Source organism: Pannonibacter indicus, assembly GCF_001418225.1.
Lineage (GTDB): Bacteria > Pseudomonadota > Alphaproteobacteria > Rhizobiales > Stappiaceae > Pannonibacter > Pannonibacter indicus.
Window position 1 is genome coordinate 68,727 of record NZ_LIPT01000011.1, and the last position, 22,984, is coordinate 91,710.

Sequence of the window (22,984 nt, forward strand, 5' to 3'; positions counted from 1 at the left end):
CAGGCTGACCGGGAGATCGACTGCCCGCCCCCCTTCCATCGTCATACCGGACGAAGCGAAGCGGAAATCCGGTACCGGTGAGTCACAGTCTATAAGTTGGAATTCATTAAACCAACACGCACCCCGGCTCACCGGTCCCGGCTCGCGCTTCGCTTGGCCGGATGACGAAGGTGAGGTTATGGCCTGGATCATTCCAGCTGATGCCGGCGAGCCAGTACCGTTTTCCGGCCTCACAGGCGGGCAACTCTGGCTTCGAGATAGGCTGTAACGTCAGTCAGCCCTTGGACATGCACCATTCGCTCAACGGGTGGCACCGCAAATATCGCGTTTGGCGCTGACAGCCACCGCTTCCCCGCCAACTCATCGCCACCGGTCATGGCATCGAGCGCGCAGAAGCTGCGGACGAAGAGAACCGCAAGTTCATGAGATCCAGTAGCAGGTTTTCCCCGCACCGCCACTCGGAAACCTCTGCCGCAGACACACCCAGAATGGCTGACAGCTGCAGGTTTGAAACACCCAGCCTGTCCGCAGCCTGCAGCACCGCCTTGGTCAGCAGCGCGCTTGTTTGAAGAAGGGGAACAGACTGACGGACAAGGGCATCGGCATTTCCTCATTCAGATGAGAATGCCGTACCCTGCCCTCAATCGAAAGAGACCCTCTCACCTCACCCGCGAGGAGACATCGATCTCCCGCTGCCATTCGCGCCACATGGCGACCAGCAGGGCCATCAGCACCGGGCCGACGAAAAGGCCGACGATGCCCATGGTCTTCACGCCGCCGATGAGGCCGAAGAAGGTGGGCAGGAACGGCAGTTTCACCGGGCCGCCGACGAGCAGCGGGCGGATCGTCTTGTCGACGATGAAAAGCTCCGTCGTGCCCCAGATGAACAGGGCAACGCCGGCGACCGTGGATCCGCTGGCCACCAGATAGACGGAGACCAATGAGAAGGCCAAGGGGGCGCCGCCGGGAATAAGCGCCATGAAGCCGGTGATGACGCCAAGCGTCACCGGTGACGGCACCCCGGCGATGGCATAGGCAATGCCGAGAACGATGCCCTCGCCGATGGCGATCAGCGTCATGCCAGTGACGGTGGAACTGATGGTGGCGGGCACGACGCGCGACAGCCGGTCCCAGCGCTCCGGCAGGATGCGCTGGCCCACCCGGTCGATCTGCGCAGCGATCTTTTCCCCGTCCCGGTAGAGGATGAAGAGGGCGATCAGCATGAAAACCAGCGTCAGCGCCAGATGAAACGCCATGGTGCCGGCAGTCAGAATGCCCCGGTAGATGGTGCCGATATTGGCGCCGCTGACGAGCTGGATGAGTTCACCGATGGCGCCCGGATGACCGATATACTTGTCCCACTGAATGGTGAGCCAGGGCCCCGCCTGCGGCAGGTTGGCAATCCAGTCCGGCACCGCCTCGCCCTGCTGGTTCACCGCGATAGCCCAGCTGATCCAGGACTGGGATTCGCCCACCGCATAGACCATGGCATAGGTGACCGGCGCGACGATGAAACCGATGATCATCAGCACCATCAGGCTTGCGGCCAGAATGCGCCCGCAGGCCAGGCGCCGCTCGATCAGCCGCAGCAGCGGCCAGCTGGCAAAGGCAATCACGGTCGCCGCCAGCACCGGCACGATGAAGCCGTGGAAGAACCAGATGGAGGCACCGAGCACGAACAGCAGCAGCCACCGTGCGGCGGCCATGTCTGTAATCAACGGGCGGCGCACACGGGCAGTCACATCCTGTGTGACTGGCACGTTTTCCTTCACTGAGTGATCCATGACGGAATCGGGTCCGATCTCTTCCTGCTCCGGCGTCCCGGCCGCCCATTGCGGGCCTCGCTGCGGGGCGTTTTCCCCGCCTGCGCAATCTGCCGCCGCCTCGTGCCGGAAAGATGGCAAATCGCGGGGCCGATTGCCACCGCCATCACCCGATCAGGCGCAAAAAATCCATGGAGTGCAAATGACTGGTCAACGTGCCGCAGACAGACCCGCCCATGTGCCGCTCCAGCCCGTCCTTCCGCTGGGCATCTTGCCGCCTTTTTGCGCTGAACCAGTCTTTGAATGTGGCGCCGGGGGCTCGCCAGCCTTCAGCTTTCCGGTCTAAGGTGGCGCGAAAGGCCCGCAACGGGCCCGCCATCTTTCATAAAACCCACCTTCGAGAGACATCATGTCCGGTTATCATGTGCCCCAGGGCGGTCTTCCGTCCCAGACGGCCCTTCACACGGGCCGCGCCCTTTTCACGCCTGCCTATGCCGTCATTCCCAAAGGCGTGTTTTCCGACATCGTCACATCCTATCTGCCGGGCTGGACCGGCCTGCGCTGCTGGATCATTGCCCGGCCGATGAGCGGCTTTTCCGAGACCTTCAGCCAGTATGTTATGGAACTGCAGCCCGGCGGCGGCTCTTCCGCGCCAGAACCAGACCCACAGGCGCAAGGCGTGCTGTTCGTCACCGAAGGCACGCTCAGCCTCACCGTCGATGGCACCACTCACATCATGGAACCGGGCGGCTTTGCCTATCTGCCGCCGGAAAGCGGCTGGACGCTGACCAACCCCGGCAGCACGGCCGCTCATTTCCATTGGGTGCGCAAGGCCTATGAGGATGCCCCCGGCATCGCCCGGCCAAGGGCATTCGTCACCAATGAAAAGCTGATCGAGCCCGTCGCCATGCCCGGCACCAATGGCGCCTGGGTAACCACCCGCTTTGTCGATCCGTCAGACCTTTCCCACGACATGCATGTCAATGTGGTCACCTTCCAGCCGGGCGGGCTGATCCCCTTTGAAGAGACCCATGTCATGGAACACGGGCTCTACGTGCTGGAGGGCAAGGCCGTCTACAAGCTCAATCAGGACTGGGTGGAAGTGGAAGCGGGCGACTTCATGTGGCTGCGCGCCTTCTGCCCGCAGGCCTGCTATGCGGGCGGTCCCGGCCGCTTCCGCTACCTGCTCTACAAGGACGTGAACCGCCACGCCAAGCTCTCCGGAGTGCTTAGCCGATGACACGGGCCGCGGAAACGGCATCCGGCCCCCACCTGCCCCGGATCGTCACCGAGCCGCTGACGGCAGAAGCCTTTCATCCCTTCGGCGATGTGCTGGAGGCGGAGGGCGCGCCGGACCGGCTGATCAATCAGGGCCTGTGCGGCCGCTTTCACGACCGGGCGCGGCTTGATTTCGGACCGGGCGGGCGGGCGGGGCTTTCCCTCTTCAAGGCCGAACCGCGCACCCTGCCCTACCGGCTGGAGATGCTGGAGCGCCATCCGGACGGCAGCCAGGCCTTCGTGCCGATGAGCCTCACGTCCTTCCTCGTCATCGCCGCAGAGGATGAGAATGGCCGCCCCGGCACGCCCCGCGCTTTCCTCACCCGGCCCGGTCAGGCCATCAACCTTTTGCGCGGCACATGGCACGGGGTGCTGACACCGCTGGAAGCGCCCGGTCTCTTTGCCGTCATCGACCGCATTGGCAGCAGCGCCAATCTGGAAGAGCACTGGCTCGACACGCCTTTCGAGGTCACGCGCGGCTGAGCGGATACCGTCCGGCCGCACATCTGCCCCCAGCGTTTTCCAGTCTTTTCATGTCTTTCCTCGCCAACTTCTTCCACCGTGGTGAACAAAGCGTCACCACGGTCCTGAGAAGTGTAAGCAGCGGGGGCTGATTCCAAACTGCTTTCAGCCGCTTCCTGCTTAAGCGGATGTAAATTTTACATCTGGTTAGAGTCTTGTTTGAATTGCATTAAGTTAAAGTTTTAACGGCCCTTTCAGCCCGTCCGGGCAGTATTTCCCTCAAGGAAGCAGGCAATCTCCGCAAAGATGGAGCTGCTTCCAGACCAAGGCACACAGAAGCCTCAAAGAGCGCCGGGCCGAAGTCATCAACAGGGACGACGACAAAACACTGCAAGGGCAGGACCTCCGCAAGGCGGGGTTTGAAGACAGGGACCTCAAATGGCACGTTTTGAAATGCACCAGGCCGGCATGGCCATCATGGGCGGCACCGACGCCTGCACCCCGGCCAGCATCCTCTTCCAGATGGGCCTTGATTGCGCAGCCGGCCGCACCGGCACCGCTGATCTCGTCAGCGCCCACAAGTGGTTCAACCTTGCCGCCATGAAAGGCAACACGGAGGCCGCGCGCTACCGCAAGGAAATTTCCGGCGAAATGACGGCCGCAGACATTGCCACGGCCCAGCGCCTCGCCCGCGAATGGCTGCGCCTGCAGTGACACAGCGCACCGGACAGCGCCCTCCGGCCAAAGCGACCGGCGCACCGGCAAAGCATGATCACTCAGTTTCAAGGTGACGGGCTGGCCGCCAGTTCCGCGACAGCCGGCCTTTTTCTGCGGTTCTTGCCCCGGCAAGACACGAGTTTTCCCCAACCTGCTGAACCGCCTTCCAGAATCCACTGCCCCTTGCGCAAATCACTTGCATTCAGCGCAAGATCCTTTATCAGGGTCTCCACTGGAGAGGTGGCCGAGTGGTCGAAGGCGCTCCCCTGCTAAGGGAGTAGACGTCAAAAGCGTCTCGTGGGTTCGAATCCCATCCTCTCCGCCATTATCTTGTAGCGAACCCGAGATGAGCCTCCCGTTGGGGGCCATTTTCTTTTTGTTTCAAAGGCGCTTAGCCGAGACGCCCGAACCTCGGAGACTGGCGCCGGGTCCACTTTCTGTCTCCGAACAGCCCTCCGTCTCTAACCGAGCGAACCTCGCCCGGCCCGGTTCGGTCAATGAAAGCACAGTTTTCTCAATCGCCTGGCTTATGGCTCCACCTGATGGGTTTCCGGCGCTTGCGTCGGCAGGCGGGCCGAGAGAGACAGCCCGTGGTGGGCATAGTGCTGTGTTTCGATGCGAGCGTCTGGGTAAACCCACACACCCTCAATGGCGTGTCGGCTTGGCCGTGCCTACCGTGCCCATCAGCTGCCGCCGAGCGCGTGTGCAGTCCAGAACGACGCGATTAATCTCGGTATCCGCGATCCGGGTCATTTCCCGCAGGTGCTTCATCGTCGTGGCGATTTCGGATGACTCCGCAGGCTTGGCGGCATCGCTGGCGACCTCGTGGATGCCAGCGAATAGGGCGCGCATCTCACCGAGGATGTCGAGCGAGGCGGATGCCTTCTGTGGCAGGTCGAGGACTTCCGCGCCGTTGAAAAGCCCCTCGACGAACCCGTCGAGTTCCTGCCGACGTATCAGCGCCAATCCTGCGAGCCCGACCCTGCTTTCCTGCACCGTGGGTCGAACCAGGCGGAAGGGCTCGCTGCGCCTCTGGTGACGCGTGAGGGAGTTCCAGAGGCCATTTACGAGCACGCCGATCAGCTCGTTGACTGCATCGAGGCTTTCGAACTCGGGAAGTTCGCCGCCCCACAGGTTCTTCACGACGGCGATCGGCGAGGCCGACATAGATGGCGTCGCAATATTTCCCAGGAATCGTGTTCTGACTTCGTGAAACGGAACCGGGCACGCGTAGGCTTCGAGTAGAGCGCGGACCTTTTTCTCGTCAACGGCAGGCGGCGGTCTTTTAGCAAGAGACATGAAGCGACGGCTCACTGTTCGAGTGCGACCCGTTCTTTATGCCTTGACGGCGTTACGTGCGCCATCCCTCCAAGCGCGGTCGGCTCAATCGAAAACGCGCCGCATCTGCTCCACCCACGGCCGGTCGGCGACGGCCACAAGGTCGTTCAGCGAAAGCGCCAGCGGCACGCGCCTGATGACGAGGTGTTCGAGCACCTCCGGCGACAGATAGGCGAGCCGCATCATGCGGCTCACGAACCGGTCGGAGACCTTTTCGGCCGCGGCGATGTCCTGAATGGTGGAAGCGACACCGGATTCCAGCTGCCGCCGCCAGTTCCAGGCGCGGGCGATGGCGCGCAGCACATGCGGATCCTGCGCCCGCCCATCCCGTAAAGTTACCTCGTCGGGCGGCAGGATCTTCGGTCGCCCATTACGTTTGCGGATCGTCAGGGGGATGACGACGCGGATGGTGTTCGTCGAGTCGGTCATGCGTGGGCCTCCGTCTGGCGGGGCGCCATCATGTCCCGCAGGACCGAGCCCAGCCCTTCATGGCGCAAATCGACGGCGATGCCGTCTTCGCCGACGGTCACCCGTTCGACCAAAAGCTGGACGATGCGGGTCTGCTCCGCCGGGTAGAGCGCCGCCCAGAGCTGGTCGAACTCGCCGAGCGCCTGGACAACCGCCTTCTCATCGACCGTCGGGCTATCTTCGCGAAGGGCCTTGATCGTCCGCGCCGCTATCTCGGGCGTCGCGATCATGCGGCGAATTTCGCCGATGACGGCATCCTCAACCATGCCGGCGGGAAGGCGCTGCGGCCCTGCGGCATCCGTGGTGCGGTTCCGGATCAGGTCCATCGAGGTGTAGTAGCGATAAAGCTTGCTGCCCTTCTTCGTTGCCGTCGGCGTCATCGCCGTGCCGGTGTCGGTGAAGATTAGCCCCTTCAGCAGTGCCGGTGTCTGCGCGCGCGTGTTGGCGGCGCGTTGGCGTGGGCTTGTCTGCAGGATGGCATGTACCTTGTCCCATAGCGCGCGGTCGATGATGGCCTCATGCTCGCCGGGATAGCTGGCGCCCTTGTGCACCGCTTCACCGATATAGACCCGGTTGTTCAGGAGCTTGTAGAGAAAGCCCTTGTCGATCGGCTTACCGCGCCGGGTGCGTACATTCTCGGCTGCAAGGGTTTTCGCCAGCACGGTGGCCGAGCCTATGGTAACGAATCGATCGAAGATCATCCGGACCGTTGCGGCTTCCGATTCCTCGATCAGCAGCTTGCGGTTTTCGACACGATAGCCGAGCGGCACGAAGCCGCCCATCCACATGCCGCGTTTGCGCGAGGCAGCAATCTTGTCGCGGATGCGTTCGCCGATCACCTCGCGCTCGAACTGGGCGAAGGAGAGCAGGATGTTGAGCGTCAGCCGCCCCATCGACGTCGTGGTGTTGAAGGACTGGGTGACCGAAACGAACGTCACCTGATTGCGGTCGAACACCTCGACCAGCTTCGCAAAGTCCATCAGCGAACGAGAGAGCCGGTCAATCTTGTAGACGACGATGACGTCGATGAGCCCGGCTTCGACATCGGCCAGCAGTCGCTGCAGCGCCGGCCGCTCCAGCGTGCCGCCGGAATGACCGCCGTCATCATAGCGCTCGCGGATGGCGACAAAACCTTCCGAGCGCTGACTGGCGATATAGGCCTCGCAGGATTCGCGTTGGGCGTCGAGCGAGTTGAACTCCATGTCGAGGCCTTCCTCGCTCGATTTGCGGGTATAGATGGCGCAGCGCAGACGGCGGATAGGACGAGTATCGATATCCATCATACCCGCTCCTGCTTGCGCTCTCGCAGCCCGAAGAAGCGATAGCCGTTCCATTGTGTTCCGGTGATTGCCTTGGCCACAGCCGACAGCGATTTGAACTTGCGCCCCTGCCAGCCGAAGCCGTCCTTCATCACGGTGACGGTGTGTTCGACGCCGTCCCATTCGCGGACCAGCCGCGTGCCGGCGACCGGATTGCGTGGATCGGCAATGATCGCCTTGCGGTCAGATTTGCCGTCAATTTCATCGGCCAGCAAGTCCAGCGTCCGCCGCGTCTCGCGGGACAGGCCGCCGAGGGTCAGTTCCTGAATGCGCCAGGCCAGCCGCAACTCGAGATAGCCACGGCTGTTGTTTGGTGCCGGGCTGGCGAACAGCGCCTCCCACTCGACCTTCAGTTCCTTGACCGACATGCGCTTCAGCGCCGCCAGCCTGGCCAACACCGATGCATGAGCAGCGGTGCTCTCGCGCTGCTGTTTCGTTTCGGGTCCGGTCCGCTTCGTCATTTCCGGCATCATTGCCCTCCAACTCGGTTGCTCGGTTTGCGACGACCAACACGGCGTTTGAGGGCGAGAATGTCGAATGAACTGTCTCGGCTGGCGGCAGATAAATGACTGGACTGTTCGGCCAGGATGCGCCTCAGCCCGGCGGCGAGGATCTGGCCGACTTCGACAAGTCGCTCGTCAGTCGTCATGCGCTCGGGCGACAAGGGGTTCGGTGCGGAGAAAATGTCGTGCATGAGACCGTTCGCAATCAACAATGATCAGCAAACGGTAGGCGCGAAATCTGGAAACACAAGTTATTTCAATTGCTTGTCTGGCTGCCGCGTAATCATAAGTGCTGGATCGAAGCGCGCACCGGTGGAAAAGTGCTGACGCCAGGCAAGAACCCGGCCGACTCAGATCTCCCGGCCGAACCAGCGGATTCGTCCGATGATCCTGATCTCTTCGGCGGTGCGCTCATAGGGGCTGTAGAAGGTGTTGTCGGAAATGATCCGCACCTGCGGCGGCTCCGAATTCGGGATGTGCTCGAGGCGCTTGGCGACGAGCCCCATGCCGTCGAACAGCACGAAGATGCCTGGCGGGGTCGGCATGCAGCGTGCAAGGTCGACCAGCACGACGTCCCCGTCGTGCAAGGTCGGCATCATGCTGTCGCCCTCGACATGCATGATGCGCAGGTTTGCCGGATTGGCGCGCAGGCGATGCGTGATCCACGAGCTCCGGAAATGGTAGGGTTCGCCGTTCTCCACTTCGTCCGCGACGAGCTTGCCGCCGCCCATCGAGGCCGTGACCTGGACCGACGGGATTGCCACGAAGGCATCCGCCTCGTCTTCCATGACCGGCTCATCCCCCTCGATCATGCCCTTGCCATGCAGGAGCCAGTTGCGATCGACCTTGATGATCGCGGCGACCTTGTCGAGCTTCTCGAGGTTCGGCCGCTCCGAACGCCCGCGCATGATGTCATAGACGAAGGACCGGTTGACGCGCGCCTGTTCGGCCACCTCGCGCGCGTTCAGCCCCAGCTGCTCGGCTCGGGCTCTCAGTCGTTCGGCAAGCGTGATGGTCATGGATCCGGTCCGTAATGTGGATTTTGTGGATTAAAATGGATTGATTCATCCGCGTCAAGCAAATAGAACATAACAAGAACGATATTTTGGGCAGGGGCGCGCAGAATGGCGACCATCGAGAAGGACTATTTCGCGCTGGAGGAACTGGAAGAGCGCTGGGAGGTGCCGCAGCGGGACCTGGTCTATCTGGCCGAGAATGGCCTGCTGAAGGTGTCGGTTCGTCTCTATGGCGTCCACCTCGAGCAAGGCAGCTACGAGGAGGTCGACGAGGGCCAGTGGTGCAGCATCCCCCACAGCCAGGCTCCCTTTCACGGGCTCCAGGACCTGCGCACCCATGACGCCTACCGGCTGTTTCACGAGGGCGCGCTGCGCATCGATCGCTTCGATGCGCCAAGGGATCGGTACTGCGTCGTGCTGCGACCCGAGGACGGGATCATGATCCGCAAGGACGAGTTGGTCGTCCGACGCGAGGAGCGCGACCGCGCCGAAGCCAGGCATGGTCTGGGCGGCACGCAGCGAACATCCGGAATCGTCTTCGAGCAACGGCACGATTTCAGCGAGATCGTTCTCGGGGAGCGAACCTTCGTGCTCGGCCAGATCCAGGCGCGCGTCGTGCGCATCCTGCATGAGGCGGCCATGCGCGGCGTTCCATGGCAGCCCGGCAAGGCGGTGCTGGCCGAGGCCGGCTCCTCCTGCACACGCCTGTCGGACCTGTTCAAGAGGCAGCCGGAATGGCGCAAGCTGATCCAGTCCGATCAGCGCGGCCGCTATCGGCTCAATATCCGTTTCTCCTGACCCCCCTCCCGCAAGCCCGGGCTCGTCGGGCGTTTTCATTTCTGCATGCCGGCAACATCCCCTCCCGTCCCCTTCTCATCCCCCTCTCGATCCCCCATTGCGCGTAGCAGACGGTGATTCCGATCCCCTGACGATCCACTTCCGATCCCGACGACACCAATCTCATCCTACGCCATCCTCTCCGCAGGTTTTCGTCAGACCCCAAGGAGAACGAGATGGCTACCAGACACCTCTCCCAGATCGAGCTCGCCGCTCGCTGGAACATTTCGCACCGTACGCTCGAACGCTGGCGCTGGACGGGTGAAGGCCCGCAATACGTCAAGCTCGGCGGCCGCGTCGTCTACCGGCTCGAGGATGTCGAAGCCTACGAGGCCGAGCAGATCCGCCAGAGCACTGCCAGCTACCGCCACCAGGCTTCGGCGTGAGGGTGCGGCGATGACGATCCCCAACCACATCACCCTCGGTGATCTGCGCACCATGCAGATCGCGGCAATCGTTGCTCTGCCGCCCGAGCAACTTGCCCTTCTGCAGGATGCGGCCAGTGAAGCCCTGCGCAGCGCCAAGGCCACCAGCGACTGGCTCGAAGGCGCCATCGCGCTCAAATACGCTGACCGCGCCGTCATGGCGCGTATGGAAGCGAGCAAGGACACCGGAACGGTTCGCTTCGAGGACGGTGCGGTCACCGTGATCGCCGAACTGCCGAAGCGCGTCGATTGGGATCAGGCACAGCTTGCCGATCTGGTCGAGCGCATCAGCGCCGCCGGTGACGACCCCACCGAATATGTCGATGTCAGCTTCAAGGTGCCCGAGCGCAAATACGCCGCCTGGCCCGAGTCGATCCGACAGTCCTTCGCGCCCGCCCGCACCGTCAGGACCGGGGCGCTCAAGGTAAAACTCGAGCTCAACGGAGGCGGGCAATGAACGGCGCGCTTCCCATCATCTTGGCCGACCAGCGTCTCGCGGCACCCCGCAGCATCAAGGGCTGCATCTTCGGCAAGTCCGGCATCGGCAAGACCTCGCTGCTATGGACGCTCGATCCCGCCACCACGCTTTTCATGGATCTGGAAGCCGGCGATCTCGCCATCGAGGGATGGGCCGGTGACACGATCCGCCCCAGGACCTGGGACGAATGCCGCGACTTCGCGGTGTTCATCGGTGGCGCCAACCCGGCACTACGCGACGACCAGCCCTACAGCCAGGCGCATCACGACGCTGTCGTCACCCGGCTCGGCGCTCCGGATCAGCTCGACCGCTACCACACGGTGTTCATCGACTCGATCACGGTTGCCGGCCGGCTCTGCTTCCAATGGGCCAAGGGCCAGCCGGAGGCGTTTTCCGACAAGACCGGCAAGCCCGACATTCGCGGCGCCTATGGCCTGCATGGCCGTGAGATGATCGCCTGGCTGACCCATCTGCAGCACACGCGCTCGAAGAACATCTGGTTCGTCGGCATCCTCGACGAGAAGCTCGACGACTTCAATCGCAAGCAGTTCGTTCCGCAGATCGATGGCGCCAAGACCGGGCTCGAGCTGCCCGGCATCGTCGACGAAGTCATCAGCATGGTAGAGCTGAGGGATGATGACGGCGCTCCCTACCGCGCCTTCGTCTGCCAGACGCTCAATCCTTACGGCTTTCCGGCCAAGGACCGTTCGGGCCGCCTCGACATGATCGAGCCGCCCGACCTCGGCCGGCTCATGGACAAGATCCGCAGCGGCTCACGACTGACTGTCGCCGCGCCCGCATCAGCAGCTTCCACCCAACCGCCCGCCAATGCAGTTCAAGAACAAGGAGCCTGACCCATGTCGGCATGGAACGATTTCAACGATGCCCAGACCAACACCAACCTCATCCCCAAGGGCACGCTCGCCAAGGTGCGGCTCACCATCCGCCCCGGCGGCTTCGACGATCCGTCGCAGGGCTGGACCGGCGGCTATGCCACGCGCGGTTCGACCGGCGCCGTCTATCTCAATGGCGAGTTCACCGTGCTCGAAGGTCCCTATACCCGCCGCAAGATCTTCACCCTGATCGGGCTGTACAGCCCCAAGGGTCCGGACTGGGCCAATATGGGGCGCGGCCTGATCCGCGGCATGCTGAACTCGGCCCGCGGCCTTTCCGACAAGGACCAGAGCGAGGCGGCACAGGCTGCACGTCGCATTTCCGGATTTGCCGATCTCGACGGGCTGGAATTCGTCGCCCGCATCGACATCGGCACCGACACCAACGGCGACGACAAGAACGAGATCCGCTCCGCCGTTACCGCCAGCCACAAGGACTATGCCGCGATCATGGGGATGGTCGCGGCAATGCCGCAGCCCGGAGCCGCACAGGGCAATGCCTATGCCGCCGCCAAACAGCACGGCGCAGCGCCGTCTGGCCGCCCCTCCTGGGCACAGTAGAGCGAGGATCCGGCCATGATGCTTCGTCCTCGCCAGAAGCAATTCGTCGAGCGCAGCGTCCGCGCGCTCGACACCCACGCCAACACGTTGGGTGTGGCACCCACCGGCGCTGGCAAGACCATCATGTTGTCGGCCGTTGCCGGCCGGATGATCGGCGATACCGATGCGAAGGCGGCTGTGCTCGCCCATCGCGATGAACTGACCACGCAGAATCGGGAGAAGTTCACCCGGGTCAACCCCGACATCACCACCTCGATCGTCGATGCCGGCCAAAAGTCCTGGGGCGGCCGGGTCACCTTCGCCATGGTGCCGACGCTGTCGCGCAGCACCAACCTCGCCAGCATGCCGGCGCTCGACCTGCTGGTCATCGATGAGGCACACCACGCCACCGCCGACAGCTACCGCCGCATCATCGATGAGGCGCTGAAGCGCAATCCGTCCTGCCGCATCTTCGGCGTCACCGCCACGCCCAATCGCGGCGACCGCAAGAGCCTGCGCGAGGTGTTCTCCAATGTCGCCGACCAGATCCGCATTGGCGAACTGATCCGCTCCGGCCACCTGGTGCCACCCCGCACCTTCGTCATCGATGTCGGCGTCAGGGACGACCTGGCCAAGGTCCGCAAGACCGCAAGCGACTTCGACATGAGCGAGGTTGAGCGCATCATGAACCGCGCGCCGGTCATGGATGCCATCATCCGACATTGGAAGGAGAAGGCCGCCGGGCGGCAGACCGTGGTGTTCTGTTCGACGGTCGACCATGCCCGCAGCGCCACCGATGCCTTCAACGAGGCCGGTGTCGCAGCCGTTCTCGTCCATGGCGAGATGGCTGATGGCGAGCGCCAGGCGGCGCTTGCCGCCTATGCTGCCGGCGACGTCCAGGTCGTCGTCAATGTCGCCGTGCTGACCGAAGGCTGGGACCACCCGCCGACCTCCTGCGTCGTGCTGTTGCGCCCGTCCTCATACAAGTCGACCATGATCCAGATGGTCGGTCGGGGTTTGAGAACCGTCGATCCCAACGAACATCCGGGCGTCGTCAAGACCGACTGCGTTGTGCTCGATTTCGGCACCGCCAGCCTCATGCATGGCTCTCTCGAGCAGGAGGTCGATCTCGCCGGCCACGAGGCCTCCGGCGAAGCGCCGACCAAATGCTGCCCGCAATGCGAGGCGGACATCCCGCTCGGCTGTCAGGAATGCCCGCTTTGCGGTTTTGTCTTCGACAGCATCGGCGACGACGGCGGCAATGTTCCGCTCGGCGATTTCGTCATGTCGGAGATCGATCTCCTCAAGCGCTCCAGCTTCCAGTGGTGTGACCTGTTCGGTGACGATGCAGCACTTATGGCCAACGGGTTTTCCGCCTGGGCCGGCGCCTTCTTCCTCAACGGACGCTGGCATGCCGTCGGTGCTGCGAAGGGCGTCGAGCCACGCCTCTTGTCGATCGGCGAGCGCATGGTGTGTCTGGCCGCTGCCGATGACTGGCTGAACGAGCACGAATCCGACGAGAGTGCACACAAGACCCGTCGCTGGCTGTCGCAGCCGCCGACCGACCGGCAGCTTGCATACCTGCCGTCAGACTACCGGCATGATTTCGGGCTGACCCGCTATCAGGCTTCGGCACTGCTCTCCTTCCAGTTCAACCGCGCAGCCATCCGCAGCCTCGTCTTTGGTGCGGCCCGGCAGGATTTCGCGAGGGCGGCATGATGATCGACCCGACCGAAGCCGAACGGGCCGCGATCCGCAGCGCCATGAAGCCCGTCGCCGAGATCATGGAAGAGATCGGCTGGCAGACCCGGCTCGCAGATCTGTCCGAGCCGCAGGTGCTCACCCTGATCGAGGTCACCATCACCGGCTTCCAGGACGCGCTTCGCGAACTCGTCGCCGCCAATCGCACCGCCGATCCCGAGGTGCCGTTCTGATGCTGGATTTCAATCACAAACCCAGACCCGGCGAACGGATCACCAACCTGATCGATGCCGCCCTCGAGGCAGAGCATGCCGCCACAGCGCCGCGCGACTACCTCGGCGGCTCGCGCCTCGGGCACGCCTGCGAGCGCGCCCTGCAGTTTGAATTCACTGCGACACCCAAGGATGACGGTACCGGATTCTCCGGCAAGGCGCTGCGCATCTTCGCCATCGGTCATGCGCTCGAGGATCTCGCCGTCATCTGGCTGCGTGCCGCCGGCTTCGACCTCTACACCCGCAAGGGCAATCGACCCAATGGCGGCCAGTTCGGCTTTTCCGTCGCGGGCGGTCGCATCCGCGGTCATGTCGACGGGATCATCGCCGCTGGCCCCGAGGGTTTTGGTCTCGCCGTTCCCGCGCTGTGGGAATGCAAGACCATGAACGCGAAGAACTGGCGCGCCTGTGTCAAGGATGGCGTGACGAAGTCCAAACCCGTCTACGCCGCTCAGATCGCCCTCTACCAGGCCTATATGGAAGCCTCGGTGCCCGGCATTGCCGCCGCTCCGGCGCTGTTTACCGCCATCAACAAGGACACCGCAGAACTCCACCACGAGCTTGTGCCGTTCGATGCCGATCTCGCGCAGCGCATGTCCGATCGCGGCGTGCGCATCCTGCAGGCGACGGACGCCGGCGAGCTGCTGCCGCGCATCGCCACCAGTTCTGACTTCTTCGAATGCCGCTTCTGCCCATGGGCCAAGCGCTGCTGGGAGCAACCCGTATGAGCGACGAGCATGACGACGACATGACCGGCTCCCCGAAGCCGCCCGTCAGCGGCGAGATTGTCCATTTCAATCCATGGCGCGACTTCAACGACGCGCCCTGCCAGATTGACGTGTTCGGCGACGAGCCAGACCCCGAGCAGATCGCGCAGTTCATGGAGGTGGTGTTCGGCTACTGCGAAGGCCTGATCCCGGTGCGCAGCTTCATCGACAAGGGTCAGGGATTCGATGGCCGCCCGCACAACATCTGGATCGACGCCGACAACACCGTGGCCGAGAAGATGGCGACCTTCGCCAGCTGGGCCGGCCGCGAAGGCGCCGCCGTCTATGTGATCCCCGGTACCGTTGCCGCCAAGGGCCAGGCCAAGGCCGCCGACATCCTGCAGATGCAGACCGTGGTCGTCGATATCGACACCGGTGACATCGCCGCCAAGCGCGCCCATCTCGAGCGCCATCTCGGGTCCCCCACCATGGTGGTGGAAAGCGGCGGCGTGACACCGGATGGACAGCGCAAGGCCCATGTCTGGTGGAAGCTGACCGAGCCGGCCGAAGGCCACGATATCACCCGCATCTGCCGTTTGCGTGGTGACATTGCCGCCAAGGTCGGCGGCGACACACATTTCCGATCGCCGCATCAGCCGATCCGGGTGGCCGGCTCGGTCTATTACAAGAACAGCCTCAAGACGCAGGTGCGCATCGTCGAGCTCAATGCCGATCTCGAGCGCGATCTCGAGGAATTCATCGAGGCCGTCGCCGACATGTCGCCGGCGCCCGGCATCTCGCTCCAGCCTGACTTTTCCGTAACTGACAAGCCGGCCGTCGCCGATGTGCTGGTGACCCCGGTGCGCGAGGGCGCGCAGGATGACTGGTCGCGCTTCGAGGGCGCCTCGGCCGCCATCGGCCACTACATCCGCATGGTGCACGACGGCCGGCTGTCGAAGGGCGAAGGCTGGCAGGCAATCTGTGAATACAACGCCGCCATGTTGCGGCCTGCCTGGCCGGTGGAGCGGCTGAAGCGCGAGTCGGAGCGGCTCTGGTCCATCCATGTCGAAAAGCACGGTCCCCCGCTGGTCCGCCTCGACAGCGCGGCACCCGCGCCGAACGAGCTTCCCACCTTCACGCTCGGCGCGCTGCTTGACGACACCACCCCAATGCCGGCCGACATCATCGCGCCGCGCGTGCTGACGCCGGGTGGCCTTCTGGTGCTCGGCGGCGCACCAAAGGTCGGCAAGAGCGATCTGTTGATCACCTGGCTCGTGCACATGGCCGCGGGCGTGCCCTTTCTTGGCTTCACGCCGCCGCGGCCGCTGCGGATCTTCTACCTGCAGGCGGAGATCCAGTATCACTACCTGCGTGAGCGCATGCAGCAGATCGGCCTGCCGCCCGATCTGCTTGCCGCCGCCCGCGACAATCTCGTTGCCACCCCGAAGCTGCAGATGCTGCTCGATGCCGAGGGCAGTGTCCGCGTCGCCGCGGCGATCCGGCGCTCCTTTCCGGCCGAGCCTGTCGACATCATCTGCATCGACCCGATCCGCAACCTGTTCGACGGCGGCCCGGATGGTGGCGGCGAGAACGACAACGCCGCCATGATGTTCTTCCTGAAGGACCGGGTCGAGACCCTGCGCGACCACATCGATCCCGACTGCGGCGTCATCCTCGTCCACCACACCAGGAAGCTGTCGAAGCAGCAGCTCAAGGACGATCCATTCCTTGCGCTCTCCGGCGCCAGCGCGTTACGCGGCTTCTACACTACCGGCCTCATCCTGCATCGGCCGGACGAGGACTCGTCCCAGCGCCGGTTGGAGATCGAACTGCGCAATGGCCCGGCGCTGCCAGCCAAGCTGGTCGACAAGGTGAATGGTCGCTGGGTCGAGCTCAACCCGATGAACGAACGGCTGGTCCGCGCCGAGGTTGGCGCCAGATACGACGCCGAGCGCGTGCGCAAGAAGGACGTCATTATCGACATCCTGCTCGAGGAAGCGGCTGACGGACGGCTCTATACCATCAACCAGTTTGCCGAAGCGTTCGAGAATATTGCTGGGCTCGGAGGTAAGGACGTGATCCGCGAGCGGATCAGCGTTCAGGCCACCAAGGGTTTCATCAAGTTCGTGCGCGACGGAGCACCTTACGGCCTTGGGCCATCGCGGTCCCGCTACGGTTTCCTGTGCGTCGAGGGCATGACCATCCCCGTCGACGGTGAGGCGGTTGACCCCATCACCGGCGAGGTAGCGACGACCAGCATCTCCGTGTTGCCGACCCACTACAAATCACCGCAGACCGGAGCCCTTCTCGAGGTCGAGAACCCACTCGTCTGGGTCTATCCGGAGGGCGAGCGGACATGAACGTTCCGACAGACCGCGCCCCGCAGAATTGCGTTCTGGCCAGTTTGAACCAGATGGGACGCAATTCCGAAACCGCCCAGTCATTCCTGCGCGGACCTACGACCAGCCCCGTTGCGACCAGATTGAGTTCGCTGCCGAAACTACCCCTTCAGGATTACGCGCGAGCCAGATCCGTTTCGCTGCAACCAGATTCGGCCGGTTACACTGTCTGGCGCATCCGAAACTGGAAATACATCCGTCATATCAATGCCTTGAGCCACTCAACAAGTATAGGGGGGCGAAACCCACCCCTACGGGGTGGGGGAGAACCGCGCCAAGCGGGTTCTCCCACTCCCACCCCAGGGGTTTCGCGCGCGAGATCAGCGCCCACCCAGTTCCCCGATCCAACGACGGCGGTCCCGTACTGCCAGGCACCAGACCGCCGTCGTCTTCCACCAGAGCAGCCAACCCGAGAAGGAGACCACCCATGGCTGACCCGACTCTGCGCATTGCGGATCACAGCGCAATCCCCGCACTCCCCGTCGCGATGGCCCACCATCGCCCGATCCTCGCCCTCGACCTCGGCACCACCACAGGCTGGGCGCTGCGCGGCCATGACGGCCTGATCACCAGCGGCACCGTTTCGTTCCGCCCCGGGCGCTTCGACGGTGGCGGCATGCGCTACCTGCGTTTCACCAACTGGCTGACCGAGATCGATCGGCTGTCGGGACCGATCGCCGCGATCTGGTTCGAGGAGGTCCGTCGTCACGCCGGTACAGACGCCGCCCACGTCTACGGCGGCTTGATGGCGACGCTCACCGCATGGGCGGAGCTGCGTGGCGTGCCCTATCAGGGTGTGCCAGTCGGCACGATCAAGCGCCATGCGACCGCCAGGGGCAATGCCGACAAGGCGGCAATGATCGCCGCCGTTCGTGCGCGTGGCTTCAGCCCCGCCGACGACAACGAGGCCGATGCCATCGCGCTGTTGCTGTGGGTGATGGAAACCGCAGGCGGTGTGCGATGAGTGGCTGGACACCGAGCCTCGTCGAGGAACGTCTCGCGGAAGCGGCCTTCGTGCTCAAGCGCCTGCCCGAACCCCGTCGTCAGGGATATTTCAGCGTCTGGCCGGAGGTCATCCATAGCTTCGCCGACAAGGTCGGACAGGAGCCAAAGCCGATGCGCGTCATCCCGTCACCCGCCGCGATCAGTCGGATGGAGGAGACGCTCAGCTGGACGGTGGGGCTCGATCCGATCGACGGCAAGATCGTCTGGCTGCGCGCCTACGGCGAGCGCTGGAAAACCATCTGCTGGACCGTCGGATTGCAGCGCTCGGCGGCGCACGAGCACTGGCTCTATGCGCTCTGCGTGATCGCATGGCGGCTTAACCAGCGCAAAGTCCCCCGGCTCCGGTCGCGCCGCTACGTGATTGAAATGGTCAAAGGGGCTTGCGAGGACCCGACCAGTCACCCCAATTAACTTATTGTCCGTACGTTGTCCGTATGATACAGAAATTGGGACAGGAGATCAGCCATGCCCGTAGCCGAAGCCAAGTCCGAACGTATCGAGGTGCGCACCACGCCGACCATGAAGGCGCTGCTGCAACGTGCAGCCACGTTTTCGCACAAGAACGTGACGGAGTTCCTGCTCGAGGCGGGCATTCATGCCGCCGAGGAAGCGCTCGTCGATCGGCGCATGTTCCGGCTGGATGACGCCCAGTGGCAAGCCTTCCAGGATGCTCTCGACCGCCCCGTCCAGAGCAAGCCGCGCCTCGCCAGACTGCTCGCCGAGAAGAGCGTGCTTGAGTGACGGCGGAGAACCAATCGTTCTCTGCCGTCCAAAAGCTCGATGCCTCCCACGAGGTCGACGCGTTTGATTGCGGCAAGGAACCTCTGGATCGATTCCTGCAACGCCACGCTCTGGTCAACCAGAAAGCGGGCAGCGCTCAGACCTATGTCGTGTGCCGCGGGGAGCAGCGTGTCGTGGGCTATTACAGCCTCGCGGTCGGCGCCGTTGAACATGCCGACGCTCCCGGTCGTGTCGGCAAAGGGCTTGCCCGTCATCCGATCCCGGTAATGCTCCTCGCGCGGCTTGCCATCGACCGAGCCGAGCAGGGAAAGGGGCTGGGCAAAGCATTGCTCAAGGATGCACTGCTGCGCACGGCTCAAGCTGCCGAAATTGCAGGTATCCGAGCGCTTCTCGTTCATGCCAAGGACGATGAAGCGCGCGCCTGGTACGAGCAGTTCGACTTCGAGCCGAGTCCGACCGACCCCTATCATCTCTTCCTGCTGATGAAAGATCTGCGAGCGCTCCTCGGCGAATGATCGCAAGCTCGCGAAGCGAAGCGGAAAGTGTCCGCCGGACACTTTTCGAAGAGACAAAAACCCCGGTTCTTGGGTAGATTCTGGCTATCCTCGGGAGAGGCGCGCGCGTCGCGATCACGAGCGCACGGATTCCTTTCGTTGGCACCGATCCAAGTAAAGGATCCGCGTTGATCCTTTCGTTATGGACCGATGCCCGTTCACGTCAACATCGTCTGTGCATACGAGTTCGCGGGTCCTTCCTGGCGGAAATCGTATGCTGGCGGGCGAAGCGCGATGGATCGCCAGCGACAGGGCCGGATTTTTGGGAAGCCACCCGGTGACCGGATCCACGCCAATCCCGAGAAATCACCAACGAACACGCGCCTGATGGCCGGACGCCCGTCGCGCCCGCTGGACTCCGTGCGGAGTCCAGCGCGGTCTCCGGAGTCCAGGACCACAGGTGTCCACTTCGATCCACGGACCCATCCGACACATGACGCTGAGCTTCGCCCCCGAGCGGATCGAGACCTGGCCGCTTTCGCGCCTCCAGCCTTACGCAAAGAACGCAAAGGTGCACGGCGCGGACCAGGTCGCCAAGATTGCCGCCAGCATGGCCGAGTTCGGCTGGACCGTGCCCTGCCTCGTGGCCGAGGACGGGGAGCTGATCGCAGGCCATGGGCGCGTTCTGGCTGCCACGCAGCTCGGGCTGACCGAGGCGCCGGTGATCGTGCTCGGGCATCTGACCGAGGCGCAGCGCCGGGCCTACCGCATCGCAGACAACAAGCTGACGGAGCTCGGAAGCTGGGACGAGGCGTTGCTCTCAGCCGAGCTGCAGGGACTGCTGGCCGAGGACTTCGACCTGTCGTTGGTCGGATTCTCCGACGGCGAGCTAGACAAGCTCCTCGCGCTCGACCCGGACGCAGACAATGAAGACAGCGGGGCTGGCGGCTCGGTTCCGCCCGTGACCATCCCCGAGCCGCCGCGCAATCCGGCCTCGCGCAAGGGCGATCTATGGATCCTTGGGGATCACCGGCTGCTCTGCGGCGACAGCACGAACCATCAGGATGTCCGCCGCCTAATGAACGGCGAGCGTGCGGTCCTGTTCGCCACCGACCCGCCCTATCTGGTCGACTACGACGGCTCCAACCACCCGACGCGGAACAAGGACTGGAGCCAGTCCTACGGCGTGACCTGGGACGACAGCAGCCAAGGCGCGGAGCTCTACGACGGCTTCATCTCCGTGGCCGTCGCCGAAGCGATCACCGAGGACGCCGCGTGGTACTGCTGGCATGCCTCCCGCCGCCAGGCGATGCTGGAAGCGTGCTGGGAGAAGGCCGGCGCCTTCGTCCATCAGCAGATCATCTGGGTGAAGGACCGCGGCGTGCTCACCCGGTCCCATTACCTCTGGAAGCATGAGCCCTGCTTCATGGGCTGGAGGCGCCCGAACCGGCCGCCGAAGGTCGCCGAGGAGACGCTGCCCTCGACCTGGGAGATGCCGTCCTTCGCCAAGGACGAGCGCCCCGACCACCCGACGCCGAAGCCGCTCGACGCCTTCGGGATACCGATGCGCCAGCATGTGGCTCGCGGCGGGCTCTGCTACGAGCCGTTCTCCGGTTCCGGCTCGCAGATCATGGCGGGCGAAGCCAACGGGCGCCGTGTCTTCGCGATGGAGATCAGCCCGGCTTACGTTGATGTTGCCGTGGAGCGTTGGCAGGCCGAGACCGGGAAGCACGCCATCCTCAACGACGACGGGCGGACCTTTGCGCAGGTCAGGACGGATCGACTGGAGGGCGAACAACAAGACACTCAGCATCAAGAACACTGAGATCACTTGTCCATCCCGTACGAAGCATCATGGCACCAAGTAAATTGAGACACTCGGGCTCGCAAATAGCGCTTTCCAAAGGGGTTCTCCCTTCGGACATCCTCAACAGATGCGTTGCGGCAATTTCGGCATCTTCAACATGCCGGGCATCATGCGATTTCTTTTGGTTTGTCACGAAAGCTTCAAAAAAGAGAATGCCAGAGGGTGCGGAGAAGAATTTGCGATAGTCGATGGTGGCAACACACGTCGGCGATGCCGAGCGTAGAGCGCGGAGGACGTACGGCACCACGACAGTGGCGATCACCAACACCGTGCTTCCCGCACTTGCCGAATAGGGTCTATTCACACCGCCGATGCACTCACCCGAGCGCGCCTTTGTCAGGTCAGCTGCAGCGCTGCGCATCGGCACGTACAACGGGGCTTCGAAACCGACAGCTACTGGCCCTTGCGAAATACGTTCTGAAATCTCGTCAATGGCTTCATCAAGGTCTGTTCCTGAAGCGGGGTTAGAGCCCACGATCGCCCAGCCAAGGTTCTTACCCGGTTTTCCGATGTCAATTACAGCAACGTGCATAGGCTCTCCCATGTCTCGCGACGGGTGCAGTACTCAGCCAGTAAACACCATGAAACAGTCGCGAACCATGTCTCTCGTCGAGTCCCTTGCCAATGTGGCGGTGGGCTACGGCATCGCCGTCTTGACGCAGATCCTGATCTTCCCGATTTTCGGGCTGCACACCACACTGGCGCAGAATCTCATGATGGGTGGCATTTTCACGGTGGTCAGCATTGGACGTTCCTACGCGCTGCGTCGGCTGTTCGAGGAAATCCGGTTGCGCGATGCCAGATGAAAACCGCCGCCCGGATCGGGCGGCGGCATCGAGTTTGGAAGATGTATCGCCTTCAAGCCGGCGGGAGGCTGTACACCCGCCCTCGGCCCTCGACCTTCTCGGAGGCCACTTCGAGACCAAGCTTTTTCTTGAGAGCGCCCGCCATCGCGCCGCGCACCGTGTGCGGCTGCCAGCCGGTGGCCGCGACAATCTCTGCGATGGTCGCCCCTCCCGGCGCGCGGAGCATGGCGATCAGCGTGGCCTGTTTAGTGCCTTCTCGCGGTATCCGCGCCTTGGGCGCGTCCGTCTGCTCGGCGGGGGTGTCTGTCGCGCTGGCAAGCGCGGTGCTGGTGCCCTCGGGCTCGATGCCGATGGCGGCGATGCCTGCGTCGGTCGCCACCAGCGTGGTGCCGTGACCGTCCCCGGTCTCGCGCCAGACAAGCTCGCCCTTGCGGACGTCGGCATCGACTTCTTCGATGAAGCCTTTGGCGATCATCGTCTCCACCACCTTGGTGGCGGCGCCTCCGCGCAGGGAACCGGGGAGCGGCAGGACGTTGCGGTCGTCGCGCTGCGCGGCGGCGCTGAGGATCACGGCTTGAGTATCGGAAAGCTGGGTCATCGGGGTCGTCTCCATGGTCGGGACCGCGACGGTCGCGGCCCCTCTACGACCTCAAGCCGCGCGGCACGGCGCGGCCGGAGTTCAGGCAGGTGCAGGATTTCACCCGGCGTGCTCGCCCTCGCGGAACGCCATGTCGGTGATCTCGCGCAGCTTGTCACGGTAGTGGCTCAGGGTGCCGACATGGCCCCAGTTGATCTCGTCGGGATTGGCTTCGAAGTGGTCGTCACTGAGCGCCTTGAGGCGTTCCAGCATGGTGTCGATCTCCAGCTTGGCGGCGATGAAGGCGTCGAGTGCCTTCGAGTTGTCGGTGGCGCGGCGGGTCATCTCTGTGGCTCCTCGTGGCGAGTTGCAGCTTGC

At 63.6% G+C, this 22,984-nt stretch carries 29 protein-coding genes and 1 tRNA gene; 19 read left to right on the top strand and 11 right to left on the bottom strand.

What is annotated here, in order from left to right; translation table 11 throughout:
- Nucleotides 1–230 precede the first annotated feature (230 nt).
- Both ASC48_RS20185 and ASC48_RS14745 read right to left on the bottom strand, forming a co-directional pair.
- Entirely contained in the window at nt 231–614 is a 384-nt protein-coding gene (locus ASC48_RS20185; RefSeq protein WP_341860384.1) for an MbcA/ParS/Xre antitoxin family protein, read from the bottom strand.
- A 45-nt stretch (nt 615–659) separates the two neighbouring features.
- Complete coding sequence (locus ASC48_RS14745; RefSeq protein ID WP_055456493.1) at nt 660–1,784, bottom strand: AI-2E family transporter; 1,125 nt, start codon at nt 1,782–1,784, stop codon at nt 660–662.
- Nucleotides 1,785–2,172: 388 nt separating this feature from the next.
- Here ASC48_RS14745 and ASC48_RS14755 point away from each other — a divergent pair, with 388 nt between their 5' ends.
- The 4 genes from ASC48_RS14755 to ASC48_RS14770 all read left to right on the top strand — a co-directional run bounded on the left by ASC48_RS14755 (nt 2,173) and on the right by ASC48_RS14770 (nt 4,545).
- Entirely contained in the window at nt 2,173–3,003 is an 831-nt protein-coding gene (locus tag ASC48_RS14755; RefSeq protein WP_055456495.1) for a bifunctional allantoicase/(S)-ureidoglycine aminohydrolase, read from the top strand.
- Nucleotides 3,000–3,524 (top strand): ureidoglycolate lyase, encoded by a 525-nt coding sequence (locus ASC48_RS14760; RefSeq protein WP_208975739.1) that lies wholly within the window; start codon nt 3,000–3,002, stop codon nt 3,522–3,524. Before ASC48_RS14755 ends, ASC48_RS14760 begins: the two co-directional genes overlap by 4 nt.
- A 417-nt stretch (nt 3,525–3,941) precedes the next feature.
- Nucleotides 3,942–4,217, top strand: a complete 276-nt coding sequence (locus ASC48_RS14765; protein WP_208975740.1) for a sel1 repeat family protein — start codon at nt 3,942–3,944, stop codon at nt 4,215–4,217.
- A gap of 237 nt (nt 4,218–4,454) precedes the next feature.
- Nucleotides 4,455–4,545, top strand: a tRNA-Ser gene (locus ASC48_RS14770).
- Between the two features lie 320 nt (nt 4,546–4,865).
- Here ASC48_RS14770 and ASC48_RS14775 read toward each other — a convergent pair.
- The 6 genes from ASC48_RS14775 to ASC48_RS14800 all read right to left on the bottom strand — a co-directional run bounded on the left by ASC48_RS14775 (nt 4,866) and on the right by ASC48_RS14800 (nt 8,867).
- Nucleotides 4,866–5,519 (bottom strand): hypothetical protein, encoded by a 654-nt coding sequence (locus tag ASC48_RS14775; RefSeq protein ID WP_055456496.1) that lies wholly within the window; start codon nt 5,517–5,519, stop codon nt 4,866–4,868.
- 84 nt (nt 5,520–5,603) lie between these two features.
- Entirely contained in the window at nt 5,604–5,987 is a 384-nt protein-coding gene (locus ASC48_RS14780; protein ID WP_055456497.1) for a hypothetical protein, read from the bottom strand.
- Nucleotides 5,984–7,306, bottom strand: a complete 1,323-nt coding sequence (locus ASC48_RS14785) for a recombinase family protein (protein WP_055456546.1) — start codon at nt 7,304–7,306, stop codon at nt 5,984–5,986. The genes ASC48_RS14780 and ASC48_RS14785 overlap by 4 nt, the downstream gene beginning before the upstream one ends.
- A complete protein-coding gene (locus ASC48_RS14790) occupies nt 7,306–7,815 on the bottom strand; it encodes a DUF2924 domain-containing protein (protein ID WP_072242647.1) in 510 nt (169 codons plus the stop codon). The genes ASC48_RS14785 and ASC48_RS14790 overlap by 1 nt, the downstream gene beginning before the upstream one ends.
- Nucleotides 7,815–8,039 (bottom strand): hypothetical protein, encoded by a 225-nt coding sequence (locus ASC48_RS14795; protein ID WP_141658975.1) that lies wholly within the window; start codon nt 8,037–8,039, stop codon nt 7,815–7,817. The genes ASC48_RS14790 and ASC48_RS14795 overlap by 1 nt, the downstream gene beginning before the upstream one ends.
- 159 nt (nt 8,040–8,198) lie before the next feature.
- Nucleotides 8,199–8,867 (bottom strand): XRE family transcriptional regulator, encoded by a 669-nt coding sequence (locus ASC48_RS14800; protein ID WP_055456499.1) that lies wholly within the window; start codon nt 8,865–8,867, stop codon nt 8,199–8,201.
- 105 nt (nt 8,868–8,972) lie between these two features.
- Between ASC48_RS14800 and ASC48_RS14805 the strand changes: the two genes are divergently transcribed.
- The 14 genes from ASC48_RS14805 to ASC48_RS14870 all read left to right on the top strand — a co-directional run bounded on the left by ASC48_RS14805 (nt 8,973) and on the right by ASC48_RS14870 (nt 21,181).
- Nucleotides 8,973–9,662 carry a hypothetical protein gene (locus tag ASC48_RS14805; protein WP_055456500.1) on the top strand — a complete coding sequence of 230 codons (690 nt, stop codon included), beginning with the start codon at nt 8,973–8,975 and terminating at the stop codon, nt 9,660–9,662.
- 215 nt (nt 9,663–9,877) lie between these two features.
- Nucleotides 9,878–10,087 (top strand): helix-turn-helix transcriptional regulator, encoded by a 210-nt coding sequence (locus ASC48_RS14810; protein WP_055456501.1) that lies wholly within the window; start codon nt 9,878–9,880, stop codon nt 10,085–10,087.
- Between the two features lie 10 nt (nt 10,088–10,097).
- Nucleotides 10,098–10,583, top strand: coding sequence for a hypothetical protein (locus tag ASC48_RS14815; RefSeq protein WP_055456502.1), 486 nt, complete (start codon nt 10,098–10,100; stop codon nt 10,581–10,583).
- Between the two features lie 20 nt (nt 10,584–10,603).
- Nucleotides 10,604–11,458: an ATP-binding protein gene (locus ASC48_RS14820; RefSeq protein ID WP_244270071.1), complete on the top strand. Its 855-nt coding sequence runs from the start codon at nt 10,604–10,606 to the stop codon at nt 11,456–11,458.
- Nucleotides 11,459–11,461: 3 nt separating this feature from the next.
- Complete coding sequence (locus tag ASC48_RS14825; protein WP_055456504.1) at nt 11,462–12,058, top strand: hypothetical protein; 597 nt, start codon at nt 11,462–11,464, stop codon at nt 12,056–12,058.
- 15 nt (nt 12,059–12,073) lie between these two features.
- Nucleotides 12,074–13,756, top strand: coding sequence for a DEAD/DEAH box helicase (locus ASC48_RS14830; RefSeq protein ID WP_055456505.1), 1,683 nt, complete (start codon nt 12,074–12,076; stop codon nt 13,754–13,756).
- Nucleotides 13,753–13,971: a DUF6511 domain-containing protein gene (locus tag ASC48_RS14835; protein WP_208975741.1), complete on the top strand. Its 219-nt coding sequence runs from the start codon at nt 13,753–13,755 to the stop codon at nt 13,969–13,971. Before ASC48_RS14830 ends, ASC48_RS14835 begins: the two co-directional genes overlap by 4 nt.
- A complete protein-coding gene (locus ASC48_RS14840) occupies nt 13,971–14,738 on the top strand; it encodes a PD-(D/E)XK nuclease family protein (protein ID WP_055456506.1) in 768 nt (255 codons plus the stop codon). Before ASC48_RS14835 ends, ASC48_RS14840 begins: the two co-directional genes overlap by 1 nt.
- Nucleotides 14,735–17,077, top strand: a complete 2,343-nt coding sequence (locus tag ASC48_RS14845; RefSeq protein ID WP_208975742.1) for an AAA family ATPase — start codon at nt 14,735–14,737, stop codon at nt 17,075–17,077. Before ASC48_RS14840 ends, ASC48_RS14845 begins: the two co-directional genes overlap by 4 nt.
- Before the next feature lie 526 nt (nt 17,078–17,603).
- Nucleotides 17,604–18,080 carry a crossover junction endodeoxyribonuclease RuvC gene (locus ASC48_RS14850; protein WP_055456549.1) on the top strand — a complete coding sequence of 159 codons (477 nt, stop codon included), beginning with the start codon at nt 17,604–17,606 and terminating at the stop codon, nt 18,078–18,080.
- Nucleotides 18,077–18,532, top strand: a complete 456-nt coding sequence (locus tag ASC48_RS14855; protein ID WP_055456508.1) for a DUF6362 family protein — start codon at nt 18,077–18,079, stop codon at nt 18,530–18,532. Before ASC48_RS14850 ends, ASC48_RS14855 begins: the two co-directional genes overlap by 4 nt.
- Before the next feature lie 54 nt (nt 18,533–18,586).
- Complete coding sequence (locus ASC48_RS14860) at nt 18,587–18,862, top strand: type II toxin-antitoxin system TacA family antitoxin (protein ID WP_055456509.1); 276 nt, start codon at nt 18,587–18,589, stop codon at nt 18,860–18,862.
- On the top strand, nt 18,859–19,377 hold the full coding sequence (locus ASC48_RS14865; protein WP_055456510.1) for a GNAT family N-acetyltransferase: 519 nt from the start codon (nt 18,859–18,861) through the stop codon (nt 19,375–19,377). Before ASC48_RS14860 ends, ASC48_RS14865 begins: the two co-directional genes overlap by 4 nt.
- Nucleotides 19,378–19,849: 472 nt before the next feature.
- Complete coding sequence (locus tag ASC48_RS14870) at nt 19,850–21,181, top strand: site-specific DNA-methyltransferase (RefSeq protein WP_055456511.1); 1,332 nt, start codon at nt 19,850–19,852, stop codon at nt 21,179–21,181.
- Here the strand turns inward: ASC48_RS14870 and ASC48_RS19585 are convergent.
- Nucleotides 21,126–21,755: a hypothetical protein gene (locus ASC48_RS19585; RefSeq protein ID WP_141658976.1), complete on the bottom strand. Its 630-nt coding sequence runs from the start codon at nt 21,753–21,755 to the stop codon at nt 21,126–21,128. The genes ASC48_RS14870 and ASC48_RS19585 overlap by 56 nt on opposite strands.
- Before the next feature lie 49 nt (nt 21,756–21,804).
- On the opposite strand from ASC48_RS19585, the gene ASC48_RS14875 reads away from it, so the two are divergent.
- Nucleotides 21,805–22,029, top strand: a complete 225-nt coding sequence (locus ASC48_RS14875) for a DUF7220 family protein (protein WP_055456512.1) — start codon at nt 21,805–21,807, stop codon at nt 22,027–22,029.
- 52 nt (nt 22,030–22,081) lie between these two features.
- Here the strand turns inward: ASC48_RS14875 and ASC48_RS14880 are convergent, their stop codons facing one another.
- Together ASC48_RS14880 and ASC48_RS14885 are read right to left on the bottom strand one after the other, a co-directional pair.
- Nucleotides 22,082–22,627: a DUF3489 domain-containing protein gene (locus ASC48_RS14880; protein WP_055456550.1), complete on the bottom strand. Its 546-nt coding sequence runs from the start codon at nt 22,625–22,627 to the stop codon at nt 22,082–22,084.
- Nucleotides 22,628–22,726: 99 nt separating this feature from the next.
- Complete coding sequence (locus ASC48_RS14885; RefSeq protein WP_055456513.1) at nt 22,727–22,951, bottom strand: hypothetical protein; 225 nt, start codon at nt 22,949–22,951, stop codon at nt 22,727–22,729.
- Nucleotides 22,952–22,984 lie beyond the last annotated feature (33 nt).

Bases quoted from the DNA above. Each gene is read 5' to 3' on its own strand.
- ASC48_RS14845 (WP_208975742.1), top strand. From the start codon at position 14,735: ATGAGCGACGAGCATGACGACGACATGACCGGCTCCCCGAAGCCGCCC.
- ASC48_RS14835 (WP_208975741.1), top strand. From the start codon at position 13,753: ATGATGATCGACCCGACCGAAGCCGAACGGGCCGCGATCCGCAGCGCC.
- ASC48_RS14815 (WP_055456502.1), top strand. From the start codon at position 10,098: ATGACGATCCCCAACCACATCACCCTCGGTGATCTGCGCACCATGCAG.
- ASC48_RS14870 (WP_055456511.1), top strand. From the start codon at position 19,850: ATGACGCTGAGCTTCGCCCCCGAGCGGATCGAGACCTGGCCGCTTTCG.
- ASC48_RS14880 (WP_055456550.1), bottom strand. From the start codon at position 22,627: ATGACCCAGCTTTCCGATACTCAAGCCGTGATCCTCAGCGCCGCCGCG.
- ASC48_RS14860 (WP_055456509.1), top strand. From the start codon at position 18,587: ATGCCCGTAGCCGAAGCCAAGTCCGAACGTATCGAGGTGCGCACCACG.
- ASC48_RS14790 (WP_072242647.1), bottom strand. From the start codon at position 7,815: ATGCCGGAAATGACGAAGCGGACCGGACCCGAAACGAAACAGCAGCGC.
- ASC48_RS14775 (WP_055456496.1), bottom strand. From the start codon at position 5,519: ATGTCTCTTGCTAAAAGACCGCCGCCTGCCGTTGACGAGAAAAAGGTC.
- ASC48_RS14850 (WP_055456549.1), top strand. From the start codon at position 17,604: ATGGCCCACCATCGCCCGATCCTCGCCCTCGACCTCGGCACCACCACA.
- ASC48_RS14875 (WP_055456512.1), top strand. From the start codon at position 21,805: ATGAAACAGTCGCGAACCATGTCTCTCGTCGAGTCCCTTGCCAATGTG.
- ASC48_RS19585 (WP_141658976.1), bottom strand. From the start codon at position 21,755: ATGCACGTTGCTGTAATTGACATCGGAAAACCGGGTAAGAACCTTGGC.
- ASC48_RS14785 (WP_055456546.1), bottom strand. From the start codon at position 7,306: ATGGATATCGATACTCGTCCTATCCGCCGTCTGCGCTGCGCCATCTAT.
- ASC48_RS14855 (WP_055456508.1), top strand. From the start codon at position 18,077: ATGAGTGGCTGGACACCGAGCCTCGTCGAGGAACGTCTCGCGGAAGCG.
- ASC48_RS20185 (WP_341860384.1), bottom strand. From the start codon at position 614: ATGAGGAAATGCCGATGCCCTTGTCCGTCAGTCTGTTCCCCTTCTTCA.
- ASC48_RS14805 (WP_055456500.1), top strand. From the start codon at position 8,973: ATGGCGACCATCGAGAAGGACTATTTCGCGCTGGAGGAACTGGAAGAG.
- ASC48_RS14780 (WP_055456497.1), bottom strand. From the start codon at position 5,987: ATGACCGACTCGACGAACACCATCCGCGTCGTCATCCCCCTGACGATC.
- ASC48_RS14810 (WP_055456501.1), top strand. From the start codon at position 9,878: ATGGCTACCAGACACCTCTCCCAGATCGAGCTCGCCGCTCGCTGGAAC.
- ASC48_RS14745 (WP_055456493.1), bottom strand. From the start codon at position 1,784: ATGGATCACTCAGTGAAGGAAAACGTGCCAGTCACACAGGATGTGACT.
- ASC48_RS14765 (WP_208975740.1), top strand. From the start codon at position 3,942: ATGGCACGTTTTGAAATGCACCAGGCCGGCATGGCCATCATGGGCGGC.
- ASC48_RS14760 (WP_208975739.1), top strand. From the start codon at position 3,000: ATGACACGGGCCGCGGAAACGGCATCCGGCCCCCACCTGCCCCGGATC.
- ASC48_RS14800 (WP_055456499.1), bottom strand. From the start codon at position 8,867: ATGACCATCACGCTTGCCGAACGACTGAGAGCCCGAGCCGAGCAGCTG.
- ASC48_RS14795 (WP_141658975.1), bottom strand. From the start codon at position 8,039: ATGCACGACATTTTCTCCGCACCGAACCCCTTGTCGCCCGAGCGCATG.
- ASC48_RS14840 (WP_055456506.1), top strand. From the start codon at position 13,971: ATGCTGGATTTCAATCACAAACCCAGACCCGGCGAACGGATCACCAAC.
- ASC48_RS14830 (WP_055456505.1), top strand. From the start codon at position 12,074: ATGATGCTTCGTCCTCGCCAGAAGCAATTCGTCGAGCGCAGCGTCCGC.
- ASC48_RS14825 (WP_055456504.1), top strand. From the start codon at position 11,462: ATGTCGGCATGGAACGATTTCAACGATGCCCAGACCAACACCAACCTC.
- ASC48_RS14885 (WP_055456513.1), bottom strand. From the start codon at position 22,951: ATGACCCGCCGCGCCACCGACAACTCGAAGGCACTCGACGCCTTCATC.
- ASC48_RS14755 (WP_055456495.1), top strand. From the start codon at position 2,173: ATGTCCGGTTATCATGTGCCCCAGGGCGGTCTTCCGTCCCAGACGGCC.